The organism is Thermoflavimicrobium daqui (assembly GCF_003313465.1).
In the GTDB taxonomy this organism is placed as follows: domain Bacteria; phylum Bacillota; class Bacilli; order Thermoactinomycetales; family Thermoactinomycetaceae; genus Thermoflavimicrobium; species Thermoflavimicrobium daqui.
Genome location: NZ_KZ845666.1, coordinates 125,494 through 147,615, shown reverse-complemented (window position 1 = coordinate 147,615; position 22,122 = coordinate 125,494). Strand labels below are relative to the sequence as shown.

Below are 22,122 nucleotides of genomic sequence, written 5' to 3'. Positions count from 1 at the left end.
AATTAAATTAGTATTATATTTAATTCGGCTATTTATATTTATTGCAAATAATCGATCCCAGATGTTGTCTTAGGATAGAAAGTGAGGCATCAAGATGGCAAAAGGTCTTAAAAGGGAAGTGAATTTTGGCTGGCTATGGAAGACCACGACTCCACCGAAGAAACAATTAATCCTTGGAATCGTATTAACACTAGCAAATACAGGTGTAGGGCTACTAATTCCTCTCTTTATCAAAGATATAGTGGAAGGCTTAAAAGGAGGATTTTCCTTTATTGATCTTGTTCCAGCTCTACTACTGGTGGTTTTACAAATAGCGTTAGGAACCATTTCCATGTATCTACTCTCATATGTAGGATTATCTGTAGTAAGAAATTTGCGAGAAAAGACGTGGAGTAAGCTTTTACAACTCCCTATGCCTTTCTATAAGAAGAACAAGGCTGGGGAGGTATCAAGTAGAGTGATCAATGATACCTCCGTCGTGAGTGAGCTACTCTCTTCTGATATTGCAGAGTTTATAGCAGGTGTATTACAGGCTGTTGGATCAGCTATTTTTCTATTTGTACTCGATGTTCCACTTACATTAGTTTTACTGGGGTCCCTACCACTTATTTTCTTAATTGTTATTCCTGTTAGTAGAATTATTGCTAAAATCTCAAAGGAATATCAAGATAAAATGTCTGAATTTAGTGGTTATGTAACAGGGTTGGTAGGCGTTGTACACTTAGTTAAAACGAGTAATACAGAGAAAGATGAAGCTGAAAAAGGGAAGGATTATGTAAATTCGTTGTTTTCCTTCGGGCTAAAAAGAGCTAAGATTGAGTCTTTATTATCTCCTTTAATGAGTACATTTATCTATGGTGTGGTTATATTAATTGTAGGATATGGTGCATATCGAGTTAGTCAAGGAGCGATTACTTCAGGAGAACTTATTGCTTATTTATTATATTTGTTTGAGATCGTTACACCTTTTGAAGTCATAGCCCGCTTTATGGGTGAACTTCAAGAAACAAAAGGCTCCATGTTTAGACTTTATGAAATCTTAGATGAGGATAGTGAAAGTAAGATATTTAAAGGGAAAAAGAAACCAAAAAGTTGTGAAGTATTAGCTTTTAAAGATGTCCAATTTAATTATGGAAGCAAAAAAGTTCTTAAGAAGATCTCCTTTGAAGCAAAAGCAGGAACCATGACAGCTCTTGTCGGTCCAAGTGGAGTGGGTAAAACGACTTTATTCTCTTTGATGGAACGTTTTTATGCTCCGCAAAAAGGTGGTATTTATTTAGATGGAGAGAATGCAAGTCGTTTTGACTTAGGACTATGGAGAAGAATGTTTAGCTATGTATCACAAGAAAGTCCTATCATTGCCGGCTCGGTAAGAGATAACCTACTCTATGGTGTTGATAAGGATGTATCGGATGATGAACTAATTGAAGCAGCAAAACTAGCCAATGCTCATGATTTCATTATGAAACTTCCTGATGACTACGATACGGTCTTAGATGAAAAAGGGGGTAACTTATCAGGAGGACAAAGACAAAGACTTGCGATTGCTAGAGCGTTTTTAAGAGATTGTAAAATACTATTATTAGATGAAGTTACCGCCAACTTAGATGGAGATTCGGAAACAATGATTCAAGAGTCGTTAGAGTCACTGATTAAAGATAAAATTGTCTTTGTGATTGCCCATCGAATTTCAACGATCCGAAACGCTGATCAAATCGTAGTATTAAATGATGGTAAGGTTGCTGGTATTGGAACGCATAATGAATTGCTCAGTAATAATGACTACTACCGTCGACTTGTTCATCAACAATTTGCCCAACATATGCTGGAAGAACCAGAGAATCTGGATTGGTTGGATGACTTTGCTGCCGATATTGATCAGGTCATGGAAGGATTCCATACAGATATCATGACAGCACTAACCAGTTTAGAACAAATACGTTCGGGTCCTCTAACACGAATACAGACGAGAAGGATATTTATTAGTGATGATAACTAGTCATTAATAACTGTGAATTAGGAACAGATGATCTATATAAAGTTATAACTTTATTCTAAGAGGTAAATAATTTATTAAATCAAAAAGCAGAAGAATAGACCTTAAAGAGTATCTAACTGCCCTTTGAGGTCATTTTTTATACAAAAGACATACAAATTAATCAATTTCAATGCTTCTTGATTAATAGCAGGACTGATCATAGGTTTAATTACCTTAGATAAACTTTGTTTATTCGTATTTCCAATGTTTATATTTTGTCTTTATGGCTATAAGAAATTTAGTAGAGGTAGGTTAGTTGAATAGATAAATTTAATTTTGTACTATAATATTTATATAAATATATCTATTTTAATACTTATAAGTTGACTAAATGATTAGATTAGATTATATTAGATAATACACTAATCCAATTAAATCATAATTGGAAAGGTTCAATTTTATCTTCCATATAGGAGGTTAAATGCTATGGGTTTAGGTTGGCGCTTCATGAAAGGTGTTTATGGAACTCTTGGAACTTTTCTAACAGGTAGAGGAATCACTCATTATTTACGTAAAAAAATGAGAAAATAGGCTTTAGTTTTAATTGATCACTAAATTTATTTAACTTAGTAAAAATTTAAACTCAATATTACTTATAGTAACCAAAAAGAAGAGACAAAAAGTATCAAGTTTAAATAACCACCTATATGATTTTTATAGAAGTATAAATCATATAGGTGGTTTATATTATATTTTTGTTAAATACAATAAGATAGTTGTTTCTGTTCATCTAAGGACGGCAACCTTTATTTGTGAAAAATCCGGGTAAGTAAAAAATATTTACCCTTAAATAAATATAATTTATTTTAACATTTAAGAGTTGACTAAATGATTAGATTAGATTATATTAGATAATATACTAATCCAATTAAATCAAAATTGGAAAGGTTCAATTTATCTTCCGTACAGGGGGTTAAATGTTATGGGTTTAGGTTGGCGTTTCATGAAAGGTGTTTATGGTATTCTAGGAGCTTTTGGGACAGGTAGAGGAATTACCCTTTATTTTCGTAATAGAAAAAGAAAATAAACTTTAAATTCAATTGATAACTAAGGAGGTAATATTATGTGGAAAGGTTTAATTAAATTAGGTAGATGGGGATCAAATGCTTTTTCAAAGTACTACCTCAAATCAAGAAAAAGGAAAAAAATAAATATTGGTGTAGGTGGTGGGTTTTTTGGTCTAGGAGTATATGAAGGATCTAGAGAAAAGCTATAAAAAGAATATGGTAGTATTTATATAATTAAGCCATTAGTTATCAACATTTAAATAACCACCCATATGATTTTTGCTTCTGTGAAAGTCATATGGGTGGTTTATAACTAAAAAAAGCAGTTTAACACTTTAAAAGAACCTGCGAACTACTAGGTTCCTTTCCTTTTTATACTCCATTTTATGAGATATGTCTAACGAATAAAGCTCCAATATATTTTATATACAAGTGTAATAATAAAAGCTATGGCAAAAATAACTCCAAGGACGGTACTAGCTTTCGAGTTTTCCTTTTTTCCTTTATCAAAAAAGTGAAAACCTAAAAAGAAAAAAACAACTAAACCTACCCATGTTACAATGGGTACTAAAATGTTAGCCATATAAGTTCTCCTTTTCACTTGTTTGTAATTCTGTAATGAAGGTAAAATCAAGTTATTTTGAGGATATTTGTAAACTAAAATGAGTCCGAAGTTTATTGCAAAATTTTTATTTCCTGTGATCAGACCAACTAGAAGTAATTAAATCCAATATAGATTCAATATTGGACAAAGCACATCTAAAAAATAAAATTTTAGATGTGCTTGTTAATATGGAGAAATATTGTAGAACTACTTAATTATTTAATTATTATTTAAACATACCTCTAAGGTCCCAACCTGTCCAAGCCCAAAGACCTCTACTACCCCACTTAGTGGTTTTTGGGTATTTAGCTTTAACAATTGCTTTTTTGCCTTTAAAAAATCTACCTGCTCTTACAATCCATGAAAACATTGGAAAACCTCCTCCAAGTCATATTTCTCAACTATTAAAATACAATTATATAATACTATTATTTAATATTAAATTCAATACTAAATCTAATACTAAATGGGAATTTTTTAATTTATTAAATAGGGGAATCGAGTTGGAAAGATCCCTGATGAGTAACCTAGCCAACATTTATAAATAGACATGACCAAAAGCTAGTTTGGTCAAGATAGAGGAGGCATTCTTGGTGTCGTATTGGATATGAATTTTCATATTCTTTAAAATAGATAGACAATCATGGGGTTCTCTGAGATTATTTTAGGGAGTGCATATTAAAAGTTTCACGATCAAAGATCGAACTTTATTTTATATATGACAGCTCCGATAAAGGCTAAGAGGCATATTATCCCCAGAACTATAAATGGTATCGAACGCTGTTTTCTCCCTTTTGCTAGGGAAAATATACCCACCCATAATAAAAGTAATGGTACTATAAATGTTGCAATTCGTATCAAAATATCCAACATTTTAATTACCCTTTCTGATGTTAATCAAGATGAAAGAAATTCCCGTTTCTTCTGCATGGTAAATGGTTTTTTTACCTATTCCCAATATTATAATAGTAGAAAATATTAGTCAATGATAAATATATATCATCTGAATTTTATGGGTAGGTTAATTCCAAAGATTAATCTGAATTAGATAAGGCCAATCTATTTTAAGCTTAGTAAGTGTAATTGCCCCAGTTTGTCAAGGGATTAAGGTTACTTATAACTGATCATCAAATGGTAAATTAATAAATTAGACAAGACAAATGGGGCAATTTAATCATAGATAAAAAAGAGAATATAACCAATTATTTAGGTTGAATAGACCCTTCTCCGATTAAACGAATATAGCTTTTGGCTTGAACTTCTGGAAACTTAATATCTTGAAACCACCCAGTAAGCCAACTGTCCTGATCATGTTTTGCCATGATTTCCATATCAATTTCTTTTATCTTAAAATCAGTTTTGTCAATGATTAATTTGGCTTTTAGAGTGCCGCTTTTTAGAGCACTTGGTTTAATCTCTTGCATTTCCCAAAAATTTTCTACAAAAGAATAAAATGAATCATTTTCATTTAAGTTTAAATGAATCACATATTGATTATCTTGTTCTTCGTATTTAGTCTTTTGGATATAGCTTTTTATTTTAGATAATAATTCTTGGGGATGATAGTGTTTATATATTTTTAAGCCACAATTTGAAGATAAATTCCAACTATCCTCATTAATCTTCCCTTTGTAGCATTTGCCTCCTTCGATTAACTCAGCTGTTTCAGAACCCTTGTATTTTGCGAATATATAGTTTGTTTGTAAAACGATATCAGTTTGTTGATTTATTTCTTTTTTTCCTAAGGTACGCGTTTCGTCCACTTCTAAGTGAACTCCATTCATTTTATCGATATTGGCGATAGACTGCTCTAACAAATTTTGTGTACTTTCTTGCTCTCTATTTAAAGGCTCAGACAGATCTGGATCTCCAGTGATTAGCAAGATGATATAGATAAAAATGAATGTTAATACGATATATAACCCGCTTAATAAGAGGAACCTTTTAACCTTTCCTGATTGTTTTAAAGAAGTATTTTCGTTACTTTGGATATGTATTACTTCAGTTTGAGATTCTTCATCGGATTCTTCTTCTAGAGCTTCATCCTCATTAGACTTTTCCTCATCCCATGATGTATCTGAAGAATTACTTTCTTCTTCATCTGATTCTTCTTCATCTTCTATGATTTCTTCTTCCATTTCCTCTTCTTCCGCGAGTTGTAGTTTTTTTTCTACTTCTTCTAAAGCCTCAATCATTTCATAAGCGGATTGGTAACGATCCTGTGGGTTTTTTGCTAAGGCTTTATAAAGAATTTCACATAATTCATCAGGCAGATTTGGATTCAACCTTTTGGGATCGGGAATCGGTTCATTTACATGTTTTAGAGCGATTGAAAAGCTTTCTTTCCCTACAAATGGAAGTCTTCCGGTTAAAATTTGGAATAACACGATTCCCATGGAATATAAATCAGATGGAATTCTAGCGTCCTCGCCTTTGGCTTGTTCAGGAGAATAATATTGGGCCGTTCCAATGACCATTCCTGCTTTAGTTAGCTCCGAAAAAGAAGATAATAATTTTGAGGCACCTAAGTCCATTAGCTTCCATCGTCCATCTGCTGAATACATAATATTGGTTGGTTTAATATCACGATGAATGATGCCTAAGTTATGAGCCCTTCCGATTCCTCTTAATACTTGAATCATAATCGGAATAGCTTCTTCTGGTTCAAGGATTCTTTTTCTACTAAGTTCTTGCCAAAGAGTTGGACCACTCATTAGTTCCATGACCATATAATAGGTAGTGCCTTCTTGTCCCACATCATGAATTTGGACAAAGTTTGGATGAGATATTTTGGCTAAAGCTTTGGCTTCTTGGAGAAAGCGATAAACGAATTCATCGTCCTCCATAAGATGTTCATACATCACCTTGACTGCTACATCTCTATCAAGTAGTTCATCTCGTGCTTTGTAAACTCGGCTCATCCCACCTCTACCGATCCTTTTGAGTAATCGATATCTGCCCGCTAGTTTCTTTTCTTCCAAGTGACTCACCTACTTCCTAGCCTTTTAAAGTGCGTTGAAGTGCTAACATCATCTCTAAAGCTGTCTTAAATCTATTTTTAGGCTCCTTCTCTAAGGCTTTCAAAATAATTTTTTGTAGTGCATCTGGAATATTGGAGTTATATCCCTTGGGCTCTGGTACAGGTTCATTTAAATGCTTTAATAAGATCATATGTGTTTGATCGGCAATAAATGGAAGGTGACCGGTAACGAGTTGATACAATATAATCCCTAAAGAATACAAGTCAGATTGTATGCTTATTTTATCCCCTTTGGCTCTTTCAGGTGAACAATATGGAGCCGAGTCTAATTCACTTTCCATTTTCGTGGGTGGATCATCGGAGTTGACCCAAGCAATTGTAAAATCGGTTAGCTTATAGTTGCCGTCTTCATCGACTAGAATACTGGCTGGTTTAATATCCCGATGAATAATTCCCTTTTGATGAACTTGATCTAAACCCTCTAAAATTTGCATACATATTCGAACGGCTTGTGACACAGCAAGGGGTTTACTTTTTTCTATCAATTTTTCCAAACTAGGACCATCAATGTATTCTACAATCATGTAATGAATTTTACCATCTTGTCCCACATCATGTACTTGAACAACATGAGGATGATAGATTTTAGCTTTGGTTTTCGCCTCGCGAATAAATCTGCGAACCCATTCCTGTCCTTCTTCTAAAGATTCGTCAATTAGTTTAACTGTAACGTATCTTTCCAAAGAATTGTCAAATCCTTTGTAGACTTTAGCTACACCACTTAAATGCAAATACTCTAGAAGCTCATATCTTCCATTTAATACTTTCTTACTTAATTGCTTTTTTTGCTTCATCTTTTGAGTAAGTCTTAAGAGTTTAGAAGAGGCATCAGAATTTGAGTAACCCGACTTATTTGATGTAGATGGGATAAATGGATTGATATTATCTATAACAAATGGGTTTAAGACATCGGGTACTCCTAGGGCGAAAGGATTGGTTCGTATATCAGATACCCCTGGAATAAAAGGATTCGTTTGTATATCAGATGCACCTGGTACAAAAGGATCATTGAGATTATTAGATACTCCTGAAGAAAAAGGATTAGTAAGTGGATCGATATTTTTCTGGTAAGATACAAGAGCTTCTTTCATTTCTAATGCTGAATGATATCGTTCTGAAGGGTTTTTAGCTAAAGACTTTAGAATGATTTCATCCAAATCTTTAGGAATTTCTGGATTGAGAGAACTAGGAGGTAATGGAGTCTCTTTTAAATGTTTTTCGGTAATATCGTGAATGGTTTCACCTTGAAAAGGAGTTCTGCCCGTTATCATCTCATATAATAGTACACCTGTTGAATAAATGTCTGAAAAAATATGTAAACTTTCACCTAGAATATATTCAGGAGCGTAATATAAGGATTTCTTCACGTTTTCTTTTGTGTTTGCTAAAGAATGAAAGGAAGAGGTCAGATGATAAAGACCACAATCCGCTATTTTTATTTGCTCAGCTTTTGTCAGATATACATTGTATGGATTAAGATTGGCATGAACTATATTTTGATTATGGAGAGCAGACAATCCATTAAGAATTTGACTACCTATTTTGAGCACATCATAAATCGCTAAGGGTCTTTGACCTACCAACTTCTTTTTTAATAGATGATCTCCTAGTGGTTCCAGTGTAATATAGTATAAACCTTTCACTAAACCAAAATGATATACTCGAACGATATTTGGATGAGCTAATTTTGCTATGGTTGTAATCTCTTCTTCAAAAAGTTTTCTAGTATGCTCATCGATCTTTTCAACGAGGTGATCAATTACTTTAATATCGACCGTTCGATTTCGTTTTAAGTCTTTTCCTCTATATATAGTAGCAAAACGATCCGTTTCTATCTTTTCGAAAATTTGATATCGATCAGAAAATCCTTTCTTTGTCATTGAGTTCACCCTTTAATAATAATCTATATAAGGATTATATTATAGTTCTCATTTATACCCCCATACTTAAAGACGATAGAAAGCAAAAAATAATTAACAAAACTATTTCCATTCTTGAACTAAAGTATGTTAGTAACTTATAATATTGATATAATTTTCGGGTACATAATACATTTGCTGATGATGGATATACTACCAGTTTTTTGGTTGATAATATATTGAAATTATATATTATAATAGATTGATTATATAAAATATTAAGTCTTAATGCGATAAACTTTAAACCTAGAGAGCAAATCGTAGTGTAGAGATAACTTTTTTCTAATATGGACTGATAATTAGGACAAGAATGAACTCTTATCACAATAATGGCCGGTTTTTTTAGAGAACATCCTCCTATTATCACTAATAAAAAAAGTACCTTCTGTTAGGCTTTAAGGCATCTCCAGTGAAAAGAAACCCAATTACCATTAAAGGTACTATTATACAATTTTAATCTAAATAGATAATTAGGTCAATTAATAAAAGAAACTCATGTTTTTGTGAGAAAATAATTTTAGATGGAGGACTTTGGTGAGAGATGTATCTCTAAATAAGCATACCCTTAAAGTAGTACAAGGTTTATCGATTCATGATAAGAAAATATACCCTAAATAAAGGGAATCAAAAAACAAAGTAACTGGAAAAAGGTCAGTTGAGTAAAGTAAATGAAATTTCCTATAAATAGGAAGGGGAGATTATCTACCCCTTCCTATATAAATATAGAAGGTGATCTTCTTTGAAAAGCATATCGTATGATTTAAATGGTGGTTTATTAACTCATAACTTACAGTCAAACGAAATGACCTATGTGGTTTCGTTATTAGATTCGGAAGCAGCTGATGATGCTCTCTTTGATCTCTTCGATCTATATGACCTAGGTATTTCATTTAATATTGAGATGGAAACCAATCATGAGAACCAAGACTTATCTGTGAAATATCAAGTCGATCAAGGATATTTACCCTTATCTTTTATAAAAGATGGTCTCACGTTGGAACAAAAACTAGATATCTCTTTAGGGATTATTGATATTAGCCGTTTTTTTGAGAAGAATTCCCAGTTTGTTTTAGCACTAGATCCTGTCAATATATTATTTCATAAAGAAGAGAAGCAGGTGCGCATCCTCTATGTAGGTATTCGAGGGATCATGCCCATAGCCAAAGAGCATGAAGGATTAGTGAATGACCAAGTTAAGAAATTTTTTGAATCACTATTTCAATATACAGATAGGATTTTTAAATCTTTGCCTCCACATGAGCAGATGGCTAATATTCAACTTCGACAAAGCATCGAAAATGCCAAAAACCTAGATGAATTAGAGTCGCTTTTACGTAAGGAACAAGAAGGTTTACCTAATAGGATGGAACGCTTGATTAAATGGCAAAAAGAAGAAGAGGAACGGAAAAAACAAGAAAGAAAGAAGGCAGTAAGAAAAAAAGCGATACAAAAGAAGCATTCACTTTCAAAAGAAGATGTCATAAAGATTGTTAATAACTATCGTAAAAGAAAGTTGCGCTTAAATATCATGCTAGGAGTCATTGCCATTATAGTTGGTGTGACTAGCTTTTTTTTATCGCAAAAATATTTATTTCCAACAAATCAGATGGATCAACAAATGGAAGATAATTTAAAGAAGGGGAAAGATTTAGCCGCATTGCAAAAATATGAAGAAGCGGTTCAGCATTTTAATAAAATCAAGCTTACAAATTTGGGTAAGGAGGATACACAAATCATTTTAACTTCTTACTTAAATGCGAAACAACCACAAAAAATTATCGAACTAGAGCCTTCTTTGACGAATGACATTATTAATTTTTATATAAAGATCAAAGACTTTGATACGATCAAAAAACTAAAGCCACAACATCCTATTATCCAATTTGAACAAGCGATCATCAAGCAAGACGAAAAAACTGTTATTTCTTTAAAAGATCAAGTACCTTTGGATGATCGCAGAAAGATGATGATCGCATTTGCCATGTTAGCTGAAAATGATTTGAAAAAGGCACTAGGCTTTGCTAAAGAGCAAAAGCAACAAGCTTTAGAAGAGACCTTATCTAATATTGAGAAGAATGATTTTGGTAAGGCTTATGAATATGTAAACAAACAAAGCTCAAAGTTTTTGACCCGTATTATGAAAGAGAGAGAGTTGGATTATATACGGAAATCCACACTAGCAGATAGTGAAAAGAAGAAAAAAGCAGAGCCGATTTTAAAAGAGATAGAAAAACTAAAAAAAGATTAGTACTAAATAAATAAATTGATAATATTTCTTCATATACGAATGAGATAAGAAGTGGAATTTGTAGAGAGTGAGAGAGTTTCTGCTATTGATTCCTAAATTTTGTAAATTGAAATTTAACAGGGAGTGTTCTACCTTTATTCGTTTTTTATACTATTCTATCACCATTTTTTCTGATAATATAAGATTGAGTTTATTTAAAATACTGTTTTTAGGGGAGGAAATATTTAATGTCTAAAGCAGAATTAAAAAAGGAGATTGCAGAAGGTTTACAGCTACTTGAAGATGGTGACTTTGAAGAAGCTGAAAAATGGTTAATTAATGCAGCAAATTCAGGTAATCAATCAGCAATGGTTGAGCTCGGATTTGGTTATATAGAAGGTAATTTTGGTGAAGAAGCAGACCCACAAACAGGGGTTGAGTGGCTTGAGAAGGCAGTAGATTTAGGGAATAGCGATGGAATGACTCTATTGGGATTGTATTATTTAGATCAAGGAAAAATGAAAAAAGGTTTAGGATTGCTTAACCAAGCGGCAGACTTAGATAATCCAGATGCGATGATTCCGCTTGGTATGATTGCATTAAGTCAAAAAGATGAAGAAGGGATCGAGTGGCTGAAAAAAGCTGTTGAATTAGAAAGCGATGAAGCAATGTTAACCTTAGGTTCACTTTATTTAGAAGGTGAATTAGTAGAGAAAGATATTGAAGAAGGTGAAAGCCTATTAAGACAAGCAGTTGAGCATGGTAATGTAAATGCATTAGTGGAATTAGGCCTTTATCTGCTTGATAATGATCAAGCTGAAGAAGGAGAATCTTTGCTCCGTAAGGCAGTAAAAGAGGGACATGACGATGCTATGTTAGAATTAGGCCTCTATTTAATTGAAGGAGATGTTCTTGTTCAAAACGTAGAGGAAGGCGAAGATTTACTAAGAGATGCAGCAGAGCAAGGAAACGAAGGGGCTATGCGTTGTTTAGGTGTTTTACTCATCCAGGGAGAACACTTAAGTGAAGATGAAGAAGAAGGTAGAAAATGGTTAGAAGAAGCAAACGAATTAGGTAATGAAGAATCTTTACGTGAGTTAGAAAAAGCGATTAAGAAAGGTGAAGTATCTGTTGGAGGACGGAAGAGCATTCAAATAGCTATTGAATCCTTAGATATTTAGTAATACTGGCTCTCTTTATGATTTGAACAATAATTAAGTACTAAGAAATCAGCACTTCTCATGTTTGTTTAGATAGGTGGTACCTATATAAATTCTAAATAGTTACAAATGTATTAAGAGATATGCATGATTTGTAAAATAGATAAATGAACCTTTCGAATAGTGTTATTGCTAGACCCACCTATCTTGAAGATCATTTCATTCATTGAACAAGTTGGAATAGGGAAAGGGATAATTATGAAGCGATTTATTTATTTACTTTTTTCTACTCTCTTAGTTTTCGGATTATTAGTTGGATGTTCCAGTGAGGAAGAAACCAAAAGTGGTGGTGACTCTGGAAGTAGTGATACTCAATCTGATTCAAGCTCTTCCAAGGTAAGCACAGTTAAAGCTAAAGAGGTAATCAATAAAGTAGCAAAAGATTTTGATAAATTAGATGGTGTTACTTATAAAGAAACTGTAAGTGGTGAGCTTGAAAATGAGGGTGTTAAACAAACATTCTCATTAAATGGGGAAGGGAAGATGAGTATCTCTCCATATAAGGAGCAAATATCAGGGAAATCGACTTTTTTCGGTACTGAATTGTCCTATGAAAGTTATCAGGATGAAAGCTATGCATATTTCCGTAGTAAACTAGATAATAAATGGAAGAAACAAAAGGCAGAGCCTCGAGAATGGGCTAAAGATTTACAGGATTTAGCAGGCTATATAGACTCGGAAAAAAAGAATAATGACTTTGCAAAAGTAACGCAAAATGGAAGCAAATACTCCTTTGACTTAAACTTGGAAAAAGCAAAAAGTGATTCAGTGAAAGATCAAATAAAGGATAAAGCAAAGTCGATTATTGTTGAAGTTCTTGGTGATAATAAAGACTTTAAAATTGGCGATGTTAGAATAGAGAAGTATAATGTAAAGCTAGAATCTGATGATAAAAAGCCAATGTTGAAAAAATTAATAACCGAGTTCGATGTACTACTACCTCAAGATAGTAAACTTATTAAAGTTCATATTAAGCAAGAAATAGAAGTCAAAGGCAAATATGATGAACGGATTGATATTCCAAGCGAAGCAACCAGTGCGAAAGAAGAAAGTTAATTATATCCAATATGATTAAATGAGTGATGATCCCTTAATGAGTAAGAAAGGGGATCGTCATTTTTTATGTTTACTTAAAAAGAACGAACTCTTCGTACACTCTATGCTATATACCTAACTGTGAAAAATTAGTTTGTTTCCCTACAGCATTTTAATTACAAAGCACATATATTTTTTATGACACAAAATAAGGAGGGAATTAAATGAATTTCTATTACGATGATGATGATAGGGAAATGTGGGAAGATATGTTCGATGAAGAAGTAGAAGTTGAACAATATCCCGGATCCAATCAATTTTGTAGAAGAAATCCTTGGCATCCTGCATGTCGCGATCGGCATCGTGATTTTTGCAGGAGAAATCCCTGGCATCCAAGCTGCCGTGATCAACACCGTGATTTTTGTAGGAGAAATCCCTGGCATCCAAGCTGCCGTGATCAACACCGTGATTTTTGTAGGAGAAATCCCTGGCATCCAAGCTGCCGTGATCGGCATCGTGATTTTTGTAGGAAAAATCCTTGGCATCCCGCATGCCGTGATCGGCAACGCCGTCGTGATTTCTGTAGAGACAATCCCTGGCACCCTGCATGTCGTTGATAACATTTATTATTGATTAAACACACGTCTGGCTATATCTCTATATTTTTACGATTATACCAAGTAATGTGTACAATTACTTATTTTTATAAAAGAACCCCCATACTTTCATCTTAGGTATGGGGGTTCACTTTACTAGATAAGAGAGGAGATATTATTAGATTTAAATAAATATCTCCTAGTTACACGGTGTAGAGTGATATGCTTATAAGAGTGGTTTTCCTTCCATCTTTTCCCTAAAGTCGTTTTTTAGTTGAAAAAGGAAATCTAGTTTGTTTTCAGCTTTAGAGCAAAAGTCTCTACTTTTTTAGTCAACTGCTAAAGAGGAAATGATATCATTAAATGAATTGCCTACATAGCCAATTTTTTGACAACCATGATAGGTGACATATCGACCTTGATAATTCGCATGCTCAAATAGTGTGACTGAGTTAACGGAACAATCCACCTTGACAGAAGAAGCAATATCATTAAAGTCATTGCCTACATAACTTGTATCTCCACAAAATCTCTTGGCTCTTCCTTGAAAGTTTGCGTGTTCATACAAAGTGACACATCCCGATTTGGTATCTACGTTGGGAGAAAGATTAGCTGGTGCAGCAAATGCAAAAAATGGAATGGAAAGTACTAATGCAAGAGACATTCCCAATGGAGCAAAAAGTTTTTTCAAAATAAAACCCTCCTGTTATGGAAATTTATTACAGGAAAATAATAACACAATTAGGTGAATATTTCAAATAGATATCGAAATTATTTACCAGTTTCACTATCCATCTTTTATTACCAATGTTTCTAATAACTGTGTATTTATATGAAAATTTTATTGTTAATGATACAGAGTTATTTTTATCCGGAACTTCGATTTTAATAAAAAAAGATAGAGATCAGTCTCTTTTTAAACTAATTTAGAACGTTGTGAGGTAATTTAGTTTAAAAGGTTAGCTTCAAAATGCTATAGGTGAATATTTTTTAATATTTGTAAAATAGTTAAGGGTATGTCAAAATAAAGTAAGCAGTAGTAGATTTCGATTATAGAGAAAAAGGACTACTTTATAGTTAAGAGTTTAAGTAGATTTTATTTAAAAGAGGGAGAAGAATAATGGTTGTTAATGTGAAGGAACTACAATTAAAAAGAAGAGCTAGGTCTATAGAGAGGATATTTCGTAAGAATGCAGATATTTGCTTTAGCTGTTATTCTCTTCATGTATGGGGATGGGGAGAGGCAAAACCAAAGCATTGCCGAAGGTGTAAAAGCCCTTTTAGTTAAGAAAATAGATATTTATAGTAGTAGGAATTGGGGGATCATTTTACTTTTTCATTTAGATAATAGGATCTTCCCAAAATACAGGCATCGAATATGAATTTTAAAATACACATTTGTAAAAATACATATGGTTTAAATCATAATCATATACATAAAGAAAATGAAATACTTTCACATCATTGATAGCAAACGAGGCAATGATTATTTTGGGAGTGAATATGTATCGATGCCTGTTAATCATAACGAATCAAAGAGGAAAAATCGTGCGAGTAAAACGGCTGAGTTTGTCGCTTTTTTTCGTGCGCTAGAGTATTCTTATCCGAAAGAGCGGCGTTTATTTGAAGATCCTTTTGCTTTGCGGTTTTTAAGTCCCTTTTTACAAACAGCAACGTATCTATCAAGAGTACCCCTTTTAGGGAGGGCAGTTCCATACTTAGTCGATCGCTTCGGACCAGGTGCGAGGGCATCAGGGGTTGCACGTACACGTTTGATTGATGATCATCTTTCGAATGCCATCGATCAAGGAATTGAACAAGTGGTTATTTTGGGATCAGGGTTTGATAGTCGTGCTTATCGCATTCCTCATATCAAACGTGTACGTGTTTTTGAAGTAGATCAGGCTCGTACCCTTTTGGTTAAGCAAAAAAAAATAAAGCGTGTATTAGGGTTTTTACCACGAGGAGTTACTTATATTGAGACGGATTTAAATATTCAAAAGCTAGAACAAACTTTGGTGAAGGAAGGATTTGATTTGGCACGCCCAGCATTCTTTATTTGGGAAGGGGTGACCAATTATCTGACAGAACAAGCTGTGGATATGACCCTGCGTTTTATAAGCACCACAGCACCAGGAAGTTTTATTCTTTTTACATATGTTCATAAACATTTGATTGACACTTTAGCTGAACGTCCAAGTATGCGACGGATCTATCGATTGTTACAGCGGATCGGAGAGCCTTGGACTTTTGGGATGATTCCAGAAGAATTACCAGCTTACTTGGAGGCAAGGGGATTACAACTGATAGAAGATGTAGATTCCTTTGAATTTCGCAAACGGTATATGAATCCATGTGGTCCCCATATGAAAGGATATAAATTTTATCGAGCGGTACTCGCTCAAGTTAAAAGCAAAGACCCTGAATTGCAAATACGTTTTTTTCGTTCATTTTTTCATTGAAAAAAGCTTTTAGGCAACGAATCAGGATGCCTAAAAGCTTTTGAATGGTTGTTATCTTTTTGATGGTCTAAACCCAGCAGCTCTAGCTTCAGCTTCGGTATCAAAGCATTCTTCTGCTTTGGTTCTTGCGTAATATTTCCCACCAGGTACATGGTATATTTTTCCGTTACTACCGATATTCCCTTTGATGCGACAGCCACTGCTTTGTTTATTATCTGAATCAGATGATTGAGTATTATTTTGGGGTTTTGTGGAGCTGGGTTTTTTATGATCAGAGGAATTCTCCGATTTTTTATCTTCCGTTTCTTTTTTCTTTTGTTCCTCTTCTTTCCGTTCCTTTTCTTCTGCTTGCTTTTTCTTTTCATCTTCTTTATTTTTTTCTTCTTTTTGATCATCATTTTGTTGTACAGTTTGTTTTGGAGGATCTTGGGATTTTTTGGTGTCAGTATCACCAAAAACAGCAACACAAGAGCCGAGAAGCAGGATAATTCCAGCGATCATAAGGCAGCCTAAGCCAGCTCCTACTTTTTTCTCTAATAATACTTTAGCTTCATAGACACTACCATAATGTGCTTGATCAATGTAAACAACAACACGTATATACGCCTTTGATCCTTTATATTTCACATGAATTGTTTTGCTCTCATGATGGCCTGGATAAATGACAGGGAGTGGTCCATCTAATTTGTCAGGTGGAACACTGATCCACTCTTGTCCATCTTTACTTTCTTGAACTTCAAAAGTATGGACGCCATCACCAATATCAGATATATTAATTTCAATGATCTTGGTTAAATAGCCTTTTACTTCAACTGCTCGACCTGCTTCACTATGAGCTCGAGTGGTCATAGGCAGTGAAACCATGGCATCCACTTTTTTTGCTTTTTTTCCCATTTGTTCCTCCTCATAAGGAAAAGTGATCGATCATTTGTTCTTTTTTTAGTATAAGATAAATAGAAAAGATTAAGTATGAATCTTATTTGAATTATAAATATGATAACTATCTATTATGGTTTATTATATTAAAAAAGTAAATATATGTATATATTACATAATTAAATATAAATGAAGGAGATGGGTCGATGGACAGACCTGTTGCGTTTGTGACCGGGGCATCAAGTGGGATTGGTCTTGCGACAACATTGGCTTTAGCTAAGGAAGGATATCATGTGATTGCAGCGATTAGAAATTTACAAAAGCAAGGAGAGATCCTACAGCCAGCTAAAAAGGAAAACATCCAAGCGAGGATTCAAATTTGTGAGCTAGATGTAACAAAGCCTGAGAAAGCTAGTATCGTAGCCAATCAAGTATGGGAGGAGCATGGACGACTCGATATATTAATTAACAATGCAGGAATTTCTGTACCTGGAGCCGTAGAAGAAGTTGATTTTTTAGATTGGAGAAAGCAATTTGAGACCAATTTTTTTGGCATCGTTTATGTAACAAAAGCATTTTTGCCAATGCTCCGCGAACAAAAACGGGGTCAAATCATTAATATGAGTAGTGGAGCCTCTTTTTTGGGATCACCCTATACAGCACCTTATACAGCTTCCAAATGTGCTATTGAAGGTTTTAGTGAATCCTTACGTTTTGAACTACTACCTTATGGAATTTATGTTGTTTTGATCGAGCCAGGATTTTATCAAACTAACATTTTAAAGAGAGAGACTAATATAAGCCCTCATTCACCTTATAAAGCAGATGTGGAGAGGATTCAATCTTTTTTAAACCGCTTTTCTAATCAAGCAAAAGATCCACGTATAGTTGGAGAAAAAATTGTAGCTATTAGTAAGAAAAAGGCACCACGTATGCGTTATATTTGTGGTGGAGATGCTAGAAGGCTGTTTTGGATAAAGCGTTGGCTTCCTTTTCGGGCAATTGAATGGTTTTTGCAAAGGATGTAGTGAATGAAATAAATACGACTACATAAGAAAGAATTTCTCAGACAAACTATTCTACTTGTGATAGAAAAATTCACAAAAAGTTCTATATTTCCTTTTTAAATTAATTGATTTATAATTAGTTTATAATCCATGGTTGAAGTTCATTGATGTATGAGTAATCAGAGTTAATCATTCATCATGTTCTTCCTGATGCTATGGCGGGATTGATGACTGGTCTGTATATGCTTAGTGATTAACCCACCATAAAATAAACCGGAGCAGGGCAGGAGTATCAAGTCTGTATGCACGGGTTGTTTTATGGTGGGTTTTTAGTTTCGAGGAGGTTTTTTTAATGAAGAAAGTCCAATTTCAACTGGATGGAGTAACCCATGAAGTCCAAGAAGGTAAGCGGTTACTTGATTATCTTCTTGAGCAAGGGATTGAACATCCGCATATTTGTTACTCTCCGATTATGGGTCCGATTCAAACATGTGATACATGTATGTGTGAAATTGATGGGAAGATCATGCGAGCTTGTTCTACACACGTAGAAGAGGGAATGAACATTCAAACTTCTTCTAAACGGGCTAAAGATGCACAAGCGGAAGCAATGGATCGAATTTTAGAAAACCATCTATTATATTGTACGGTTTGTGATAATAACAATGGAAATTGTCGGGTTCACAATACGGCTGAATTATTAGAAGTAGATCATCAAACACGTCCTTTCCGAGAAAAAGGTTATGAAGTAGATATGTCTCATCCCTTTTATCGTTATGATCCTAACCAATGTATTCTCTGTGGACGTTGTGTTGAAGTTTGTCAGGATGTTCAGGTGAATGAAACCTTGACGATTGACTGGGAGCGGCAGATGCCAAGAGTCATTTGGGATCAAGATACTTCGATTAATGCCTCTTCTTGTGTATCTTGTGGTCAATGTGTAACGGTTTGTCCTTGTAATGCTTTGATGGAGAAATCGATGTTAGGTGAAGCCGGATTTATGACTGGAATCGATAAAAGCTTATTAGATCCTATGGTCGATCTGGTTAAAGAGGTAGAGCCAGGATATAGTACGATTTTTGCAGTATCTGAAGTAGAAGCAGCCATGCGCGAAAAAGTGATTAAAAAGACTAAAACAGTTTGTACTTTTTGTGGTGTAGGTTGTTCTTTTGAAGTATGGACCAAAGATCGCCAAATCTTAAAAATTGAACCGACGGAAGAAGCACCTGTAAACAGTATTTCAACGTGCGTTAAAGGGAAATTTGGTTGGGATTTTATCAATAGCGAAGAACGAATTACCACCCCACTGATTCGCAAAGGCGATGAATTTGTCCCAGCTACTTGGGATGAAGCTTTAACTTTGGTTGCTAAGAAATTAGGAGAAATTAAGGAAAAAGATGGAAGTCGAGCATTAGGCTTTGTAAGTTCGTCGAAAACGACGAATGAAGAGGCATACTTAATGCAAAAATTAGCTCGTCAAGTTTTTGAGACAAATAATGTAGATAACTGCTCACGCTATTGCCAAGCTCCAGCGACAGATGGATTAATGTCTACAGTTGGATATGGTGGAGACTCTGGAACGATTAAGGATATTGAAAGTGCAGGGCTCGTTATTATTATTGGAGCTAACCCGACTGAAGGACATCCTGTACTTGCTACGCGTGTAAAACGTGCTAAGAAACTACACGGACAAAAACTCATTGTTTCTGATCTTCGTAAACATGAAATGGCGGAGCGCTCAGATATTTATCTTCATCCAAAACAAGGAACCGACTTTGTTTGGCTAACAGCCGTAACGAAATATATCATCGATCAAGGATGGCAAGCGCAAAACTATATTCAGGAACGTGTAAATCAATTTGAAGAGTACAAGGAATTACTCGAGAAGTATACGCTTGAGTATGCTGAGGAAGTCACGGGTATTTCTAAAGACCAGCTCATACAAGTAGCCAAAATGATTTGTGAAGCAGATGGAACCTGTGTCCTTTGGGGGATGGGTGTTACCCAAAATGTAGCTGGTTCTCATACTTCAGCCGCGATTGCTAATCTCTTGTTGGCCACTGGTAACTTTGGGAGATCAGGAGCAGGTGCGTATCCACTGCGTGGACATAACAACGTGCAAGGTTCCTGTGATATGGGGGCGCTGCCACCATGGCTTCCGGGTTATCAGCATGTTAGCGATGATATTGCTCGCCAAAAGTTTGAGAAAGCTTATGGTGTCAAGATTTCTAATAAGCCAGGTTATACCAATATTGAAATGTTACAAGCTGTTGATCGAGGCGAACTGAAAGCGATGTATTTAATGGGAGAAGATATGGCTTGGATTGATTCCAATGTCAATCATGTCCATAAGTCTTTAAGTAAGCTAGACTTTTTTGTTGTTCAAGATGTATTTTTTACGAAAACGGCCCAGTTTGCGGATGTCATATTGCCGGCTGCACCATCTTTAGAAAAAGACGGTACCTTTACAAATACAGAGCGCCGAATTCAACGCCTCTATCAAGCTCTACCTCCACTTGGAGAGTCCAAGCCAGACTGGTGGATCATCCAACAGATTGCAAAGCGTTTGGGGGCTGATTGGAATTATCAACATCCAAGTGAGATTATGGATGAGATAGCGAGTCTAGCTCCCATTTTTGCAGGTGTTTCTTATGAGCGTCTCGAAGGATGGGATAGTCTGATCTGGCCTGTTCAAAAAGATGGAACGGATGAGCCACTTCTTTACACCGAGCGATTTAATTTCCCAGATGGTAAAGCACGCTTCTCACTAGTCGAATTTATTCCACCGATCGAGTACCCTCAAGACTTTGATCTTACTTTGAATAATGGACGTTTACTTGAGCATTTCCACGAAGGAAATATGACCAATAAATCAAAAGGAATTCAATATAAGTTCCCTGAGGTATTTGTCGAAGTTTCACCAGAATTGGCTCGTGAACGCAATATTAAAGATGGATCACTCGTAAGGCTTATATCTCCATATGGGGCGATCAAAATTCGGGCTGTGGTTACAGAGCGTGTTCAAGGAAAAGAGTTATATGTACCTATGCATTCAGTTAGTCATGAAAGCGCAGTGAACATCTTAACAGGGAGTGTCGGGGATGTCCGAACCCAAACGCCTGCTTATAAACAGACGAAAGTTCGGATGGAAGTGCTAAAGGTGGACGGAACTTCTCCATTACCGATGTACAACCCAAGATATGCAAAGCGAAATCCACAATTGGGTGTACAGGTAGAAAGAAAGTGGGCTCGAGAAGATTATGAACCAATTGCTGACGTGAATGTCGCAGGGGGTGGAAAGTAATGGCACGTCCAATCACTAAGATTCATAAACCAGCTCCTACCGAACAGGAGAAGCAAAGTAAAGCACTGGAAAATGTGGTTCAAGAGGTAGCAGAGAATGCGGATGGGCTTCGCGAAACGATGAAACTACTTCAAGAACTTCACGATAGTGGCATTCTTAAGGCACTCAATGCTCTGGTTGAGGCGAAAGAAGATGTGGCTAAGATTGCTGTTGATCTATTAAGACGAGATCAAACAACGAATGCGATTAATAATGTGATGGCGATTTTTAGCGTCTTTTCGCAATTAGATCCAACGGTGATTGAAAAGTTAATGAATAGTGTAAAAGCAGGTTTGGATAAAGCAGAGGATAGTATGCATTCTCAAGCTGAATTAGGTGTATTTGACTTAATCAAAGCATTGAAAGATCCTGATATTAATCGTGCACTCGTTTTTATCCTTAATCTTTTAAAAGGTGTAGGCGCTGGGCTTAAAGAAGGAAAATGAGTAAAAATAAAACCATTCCCTAATCCAAAACGATGAAGGGAATGGTTTTTTTCTTACCAAGTTAACCAATCGAGTACATATTGATAAGAAATTTCTTCCCCCTGATTCATATCTGCTATTTGCCCCATACCAATATAGGCATAAAACCAATCTGGATGCTTTTGGACAAGTAAGGTTCCTAATATGCTTTGATAGGATTTGCCTGCCCCTCGTTGATCCCAGTTAACCACGAGAAAGTGCTTTTCTAGTTTAGCATGATAAGGTCTAACAAAACCAATTTGACCTGTTTCTGGCCCACCATG

17 protein-coding genes are annotated in these 22,122 nt (G+C 35.0%); 10 read left to right on the top strand and 7 right to left on the bottom strand.

Features of this window, described 5'->3' with window-relative positions; all coding sequences use genetic code 11:
* The first annotated feature begins 94 nt into the window (after window positions 1-94).
* Both DL897_RS08855 and DL897_RS18235 read left to right on the top strand, forming a co-directional pair.
* On the top strand, window positions 95-1,999 hold the full coding sequence (locus DL897_RS08855) for an ABC transporter ATP-binding protein (protein WP_113658795.1): 1,905 nt from the start codon (window positions 95-97) through the stop codon (window positions 1,997-1,999).
* A 1,102-nt stretch (window positions 2,000-3,101) separates the two neighbouring features.
* Complete coding sequence (locus tag DL897_RS18235; protein ID WP_168188729.1) at window positions 3,102-3,254, top strand: hypothetical protein; 153 nt, start codon at window positions 3,102-3,104, stop codon at window positions 3,252-3,254.
* A 188-nt stretch (window positions 3,255-3,442) separates the two neighbouring features.
* Here DL897_RS18235 and DL897_RS08850 read toward each other — a convergent pair whose 3' ends face one another.
* The 4 genes from DL897_RS08850 to DL897_RS08835 all read right to left on the bottom strand — a co-directional run bounded on the left by DL897_RS08850 (window position 3,443) and on the right by DL897_RS08835 (window position 8,569).
* Window positions 3,443-3,628: a hypothetical protein gene (locus DL897_RS08850; protein ID WP_113658794.1), complete on the bottom strand. Its 186-nt coding sequence runs from the start codon at window positions 3,626-3,628 to the stop codon at window positions 3,443-3,445.
* A gap of 247 nt (window positions 3,629-3,875) precedes the next feature.
* Window positions 3,876-4,019 (bottom strand): hypothetical protein, encoded by a 144-nt coding sequence (locus tag DL897_RS18230; protein ID WP_168188728.1) that lies wholly within the window; start codon window positions 4,017-4,019, stop codon window positions 3,876-3,878.
* A gap of 832 nt (window positions 4,020-4,851) precedes the next feature.
* Window positions 4,852-6,630 carry a protein kinase domain-containing protein gene (locus tag DL897_RS08840; RefSeq protein WP_113658792.1) on the bottom strand — a complete coding sequence of 593 codons (1,779 nt, stop codon included), beginning with the start codon at window positions 6,628-6,630 and terminating at the stop codon, window positions 4,852-4,854.
* A 16-nt stretch (window positions 6,631-6,646) separates the two neighbouring features.
* Window positions 6,647-8,569, bottom strand: coding sequence for a protein kinase domain-containing protein (locus tag DL897_RS08835; RefSeq protein WP_113658791.1), 1,923 nt, complete (start codon window positions 8,567-8,569; stop codon window positions 6,647-6,649).
* 778 nt (window positions 8,570-9,347) lie between these two features.
* Between DL897_RS08835 and DL897_RS08830 the strand changes: the two genes are divergently transcribed.
* The 4 genes from DL897_RS08830 (at window position 9,348) to DL897_RS08815 (ending at window position 13,723) form a co-directional block, all read left to right on the top strand.
* A complete protein-coding gene (locus DL897_RS08830; RefSeq protein WP_113658790.1) occupies window positions 9,348-10,856 on the top strand; it encodes a hypothetical protein in 1,509 nt (502 codons plus the stop codon).
* 227 nt (window positions 10,857-11,083) lie between these two features.
* On the top strand, window positions 11,084-12,016 hold the full coding sequence (locus DL897_RS08825; RefSeq protein WP_113658789.1) for a tetratricopeptide repeat protein: 933 nt from the start codon (window positions 11,084-11,086) through the stop codon (window positions 12,014-12,016).
* A 237-nt stretch (window positions 12,017-12,253) separates the two neighbouring features.
* Window positions 12,254-13,111: a DUF6612 family protein gene (locus tag DL897_RS08820; protein WP_113658788.1), complete on the top strand. Its 858-nt coding sequence runs from the start codon at window positions 12,254-12,256 to the stop codon at window positions 13,109-13,111.
* Between the two features lie 270 nt (window positions 13,112-13,381).
* Window positions 13,382-13,723 (top strand): hypothetical protein, encoded by a 342-nt coding sequence (locus DL897_RS08815; protein ID WP_113658787.1) that lies wholly within the window; start codon window positions 13,382-13,384, stop codon window positions 13,721-13,723.
* 291 nt (window positions 13,724-14,014) lie between these two features.
* On the opposite strand, the gene DL897_RS08810 is transcribed toward DL897_RS08815, so the two are convergent.
* Window positions 14,015-14,377 carry a peptidase inhibitor family I36 protein gene (locus tag DL897_RS08810; protein ID WP_113658786.1) on the bottom strand — a complete coding sequence of 121 codons (363 nt, stop codon included), beginning with the start codon at window positions 14,375-14,377 and terminating at the stop codon, window positions 14,015-14,017.
* An 820-nt stretch (window positions 14,378-15,197) separates the two neighbouring features.
* On the opposite strand from DL897_RS08810, the gene DL897_RS08800 reads away from it, so the two are divergent.
* The gene (locus tag DL897_RS08800) at window positions 15,198-16,148 is read left to right on the top strand and encodes a class I SAM-dependent methyltransferase (RefSeq protein ID WP_168188727.1); all 951 of its coding nucleotides are present in this window, start codon (window positions 15,198-15,200) and stop codon (window positions 16,146-16,148) included.
* Between the two features lie 51 nt (window positions 16,149-16,199).
* Here the strand turns inward: DL897_RS08800 and DL897_RS18225 are convergent, their stop codons facing one another.
* A complete protein-coding gene (locus DL897_RS18225; protein ID WP_168188726.1) occupies window positions 16,200-17,042 on the bottom strand; it encodes a sunset domain-containing protein in 843 nt (280 codons plus the stop codon).
* A 188-nt stretch (window positions 17,043-17,230) separates the two neighbouring features.
* Between DL897_RS18225 and DL897_RS08790 the strand changes: the two genes are divergently transcribed.
* From DL897_RS08790 to DL897_RS08780, 3 genes are all read left to right on the top strand, one after another.
* Window positions 17,231-18,052 (top strand): SDR family NAD(P)-dependent oxidoreductase, encoded by an 822-nt coding sequence (locus tag DL897_RS08790; protein ID WP_113658782.1) that lies wholly within the window; start codon window positions 17,231-17,233, stop codon window positions 18,050-18,052.
* A gap of 331 nt (window positions 18,053-18,383) precedes the next feature.
* The gene (fdhF, locus tag DL897_RS08785; RefSeq protein ID WP_113658781.1) at window positions 18,384-21,335 is read left to right on the top strand and encodes a formate dehydrogenase subunit alpha; all 2,952 of its coding nucleotides are present in this window, start codon (window positions 18,384-18,386) and stop codon (window positions 21,333-21,335) included.
* A complete protein-coding gene (locus DL897_RS08780) occupies window positions 21,335-21,820 on the top strand; it encodes a helical membrane plugin domain-containing protein (RefSeq protein WP_113658780.1) in 486 nt (161 codons plus the stop codon). The genes fdhF and DL897_RS08780 overlap by 1 nt, the downstream gene beginning before the upstream one ends.
* 53 nt (window positions 21,821-21,873) lie before the next feature.
* On the opposite strand, the gene DL897_RS18220 is transcribed toward DL897_RS08780, so the two are convergent.
* A complete protein-coding gene (locus DL897_RS18220) occupies window positions 21,874-22,050 on the bottom strand; it encodes a hypothetical protein (RefSeq protein ID WP_168188725.1) in 177 nt (58 codons plus the stop codon).
* Between the last annotated feature and the right edge of the window lie 72 nt (window positions 22,051-22,122).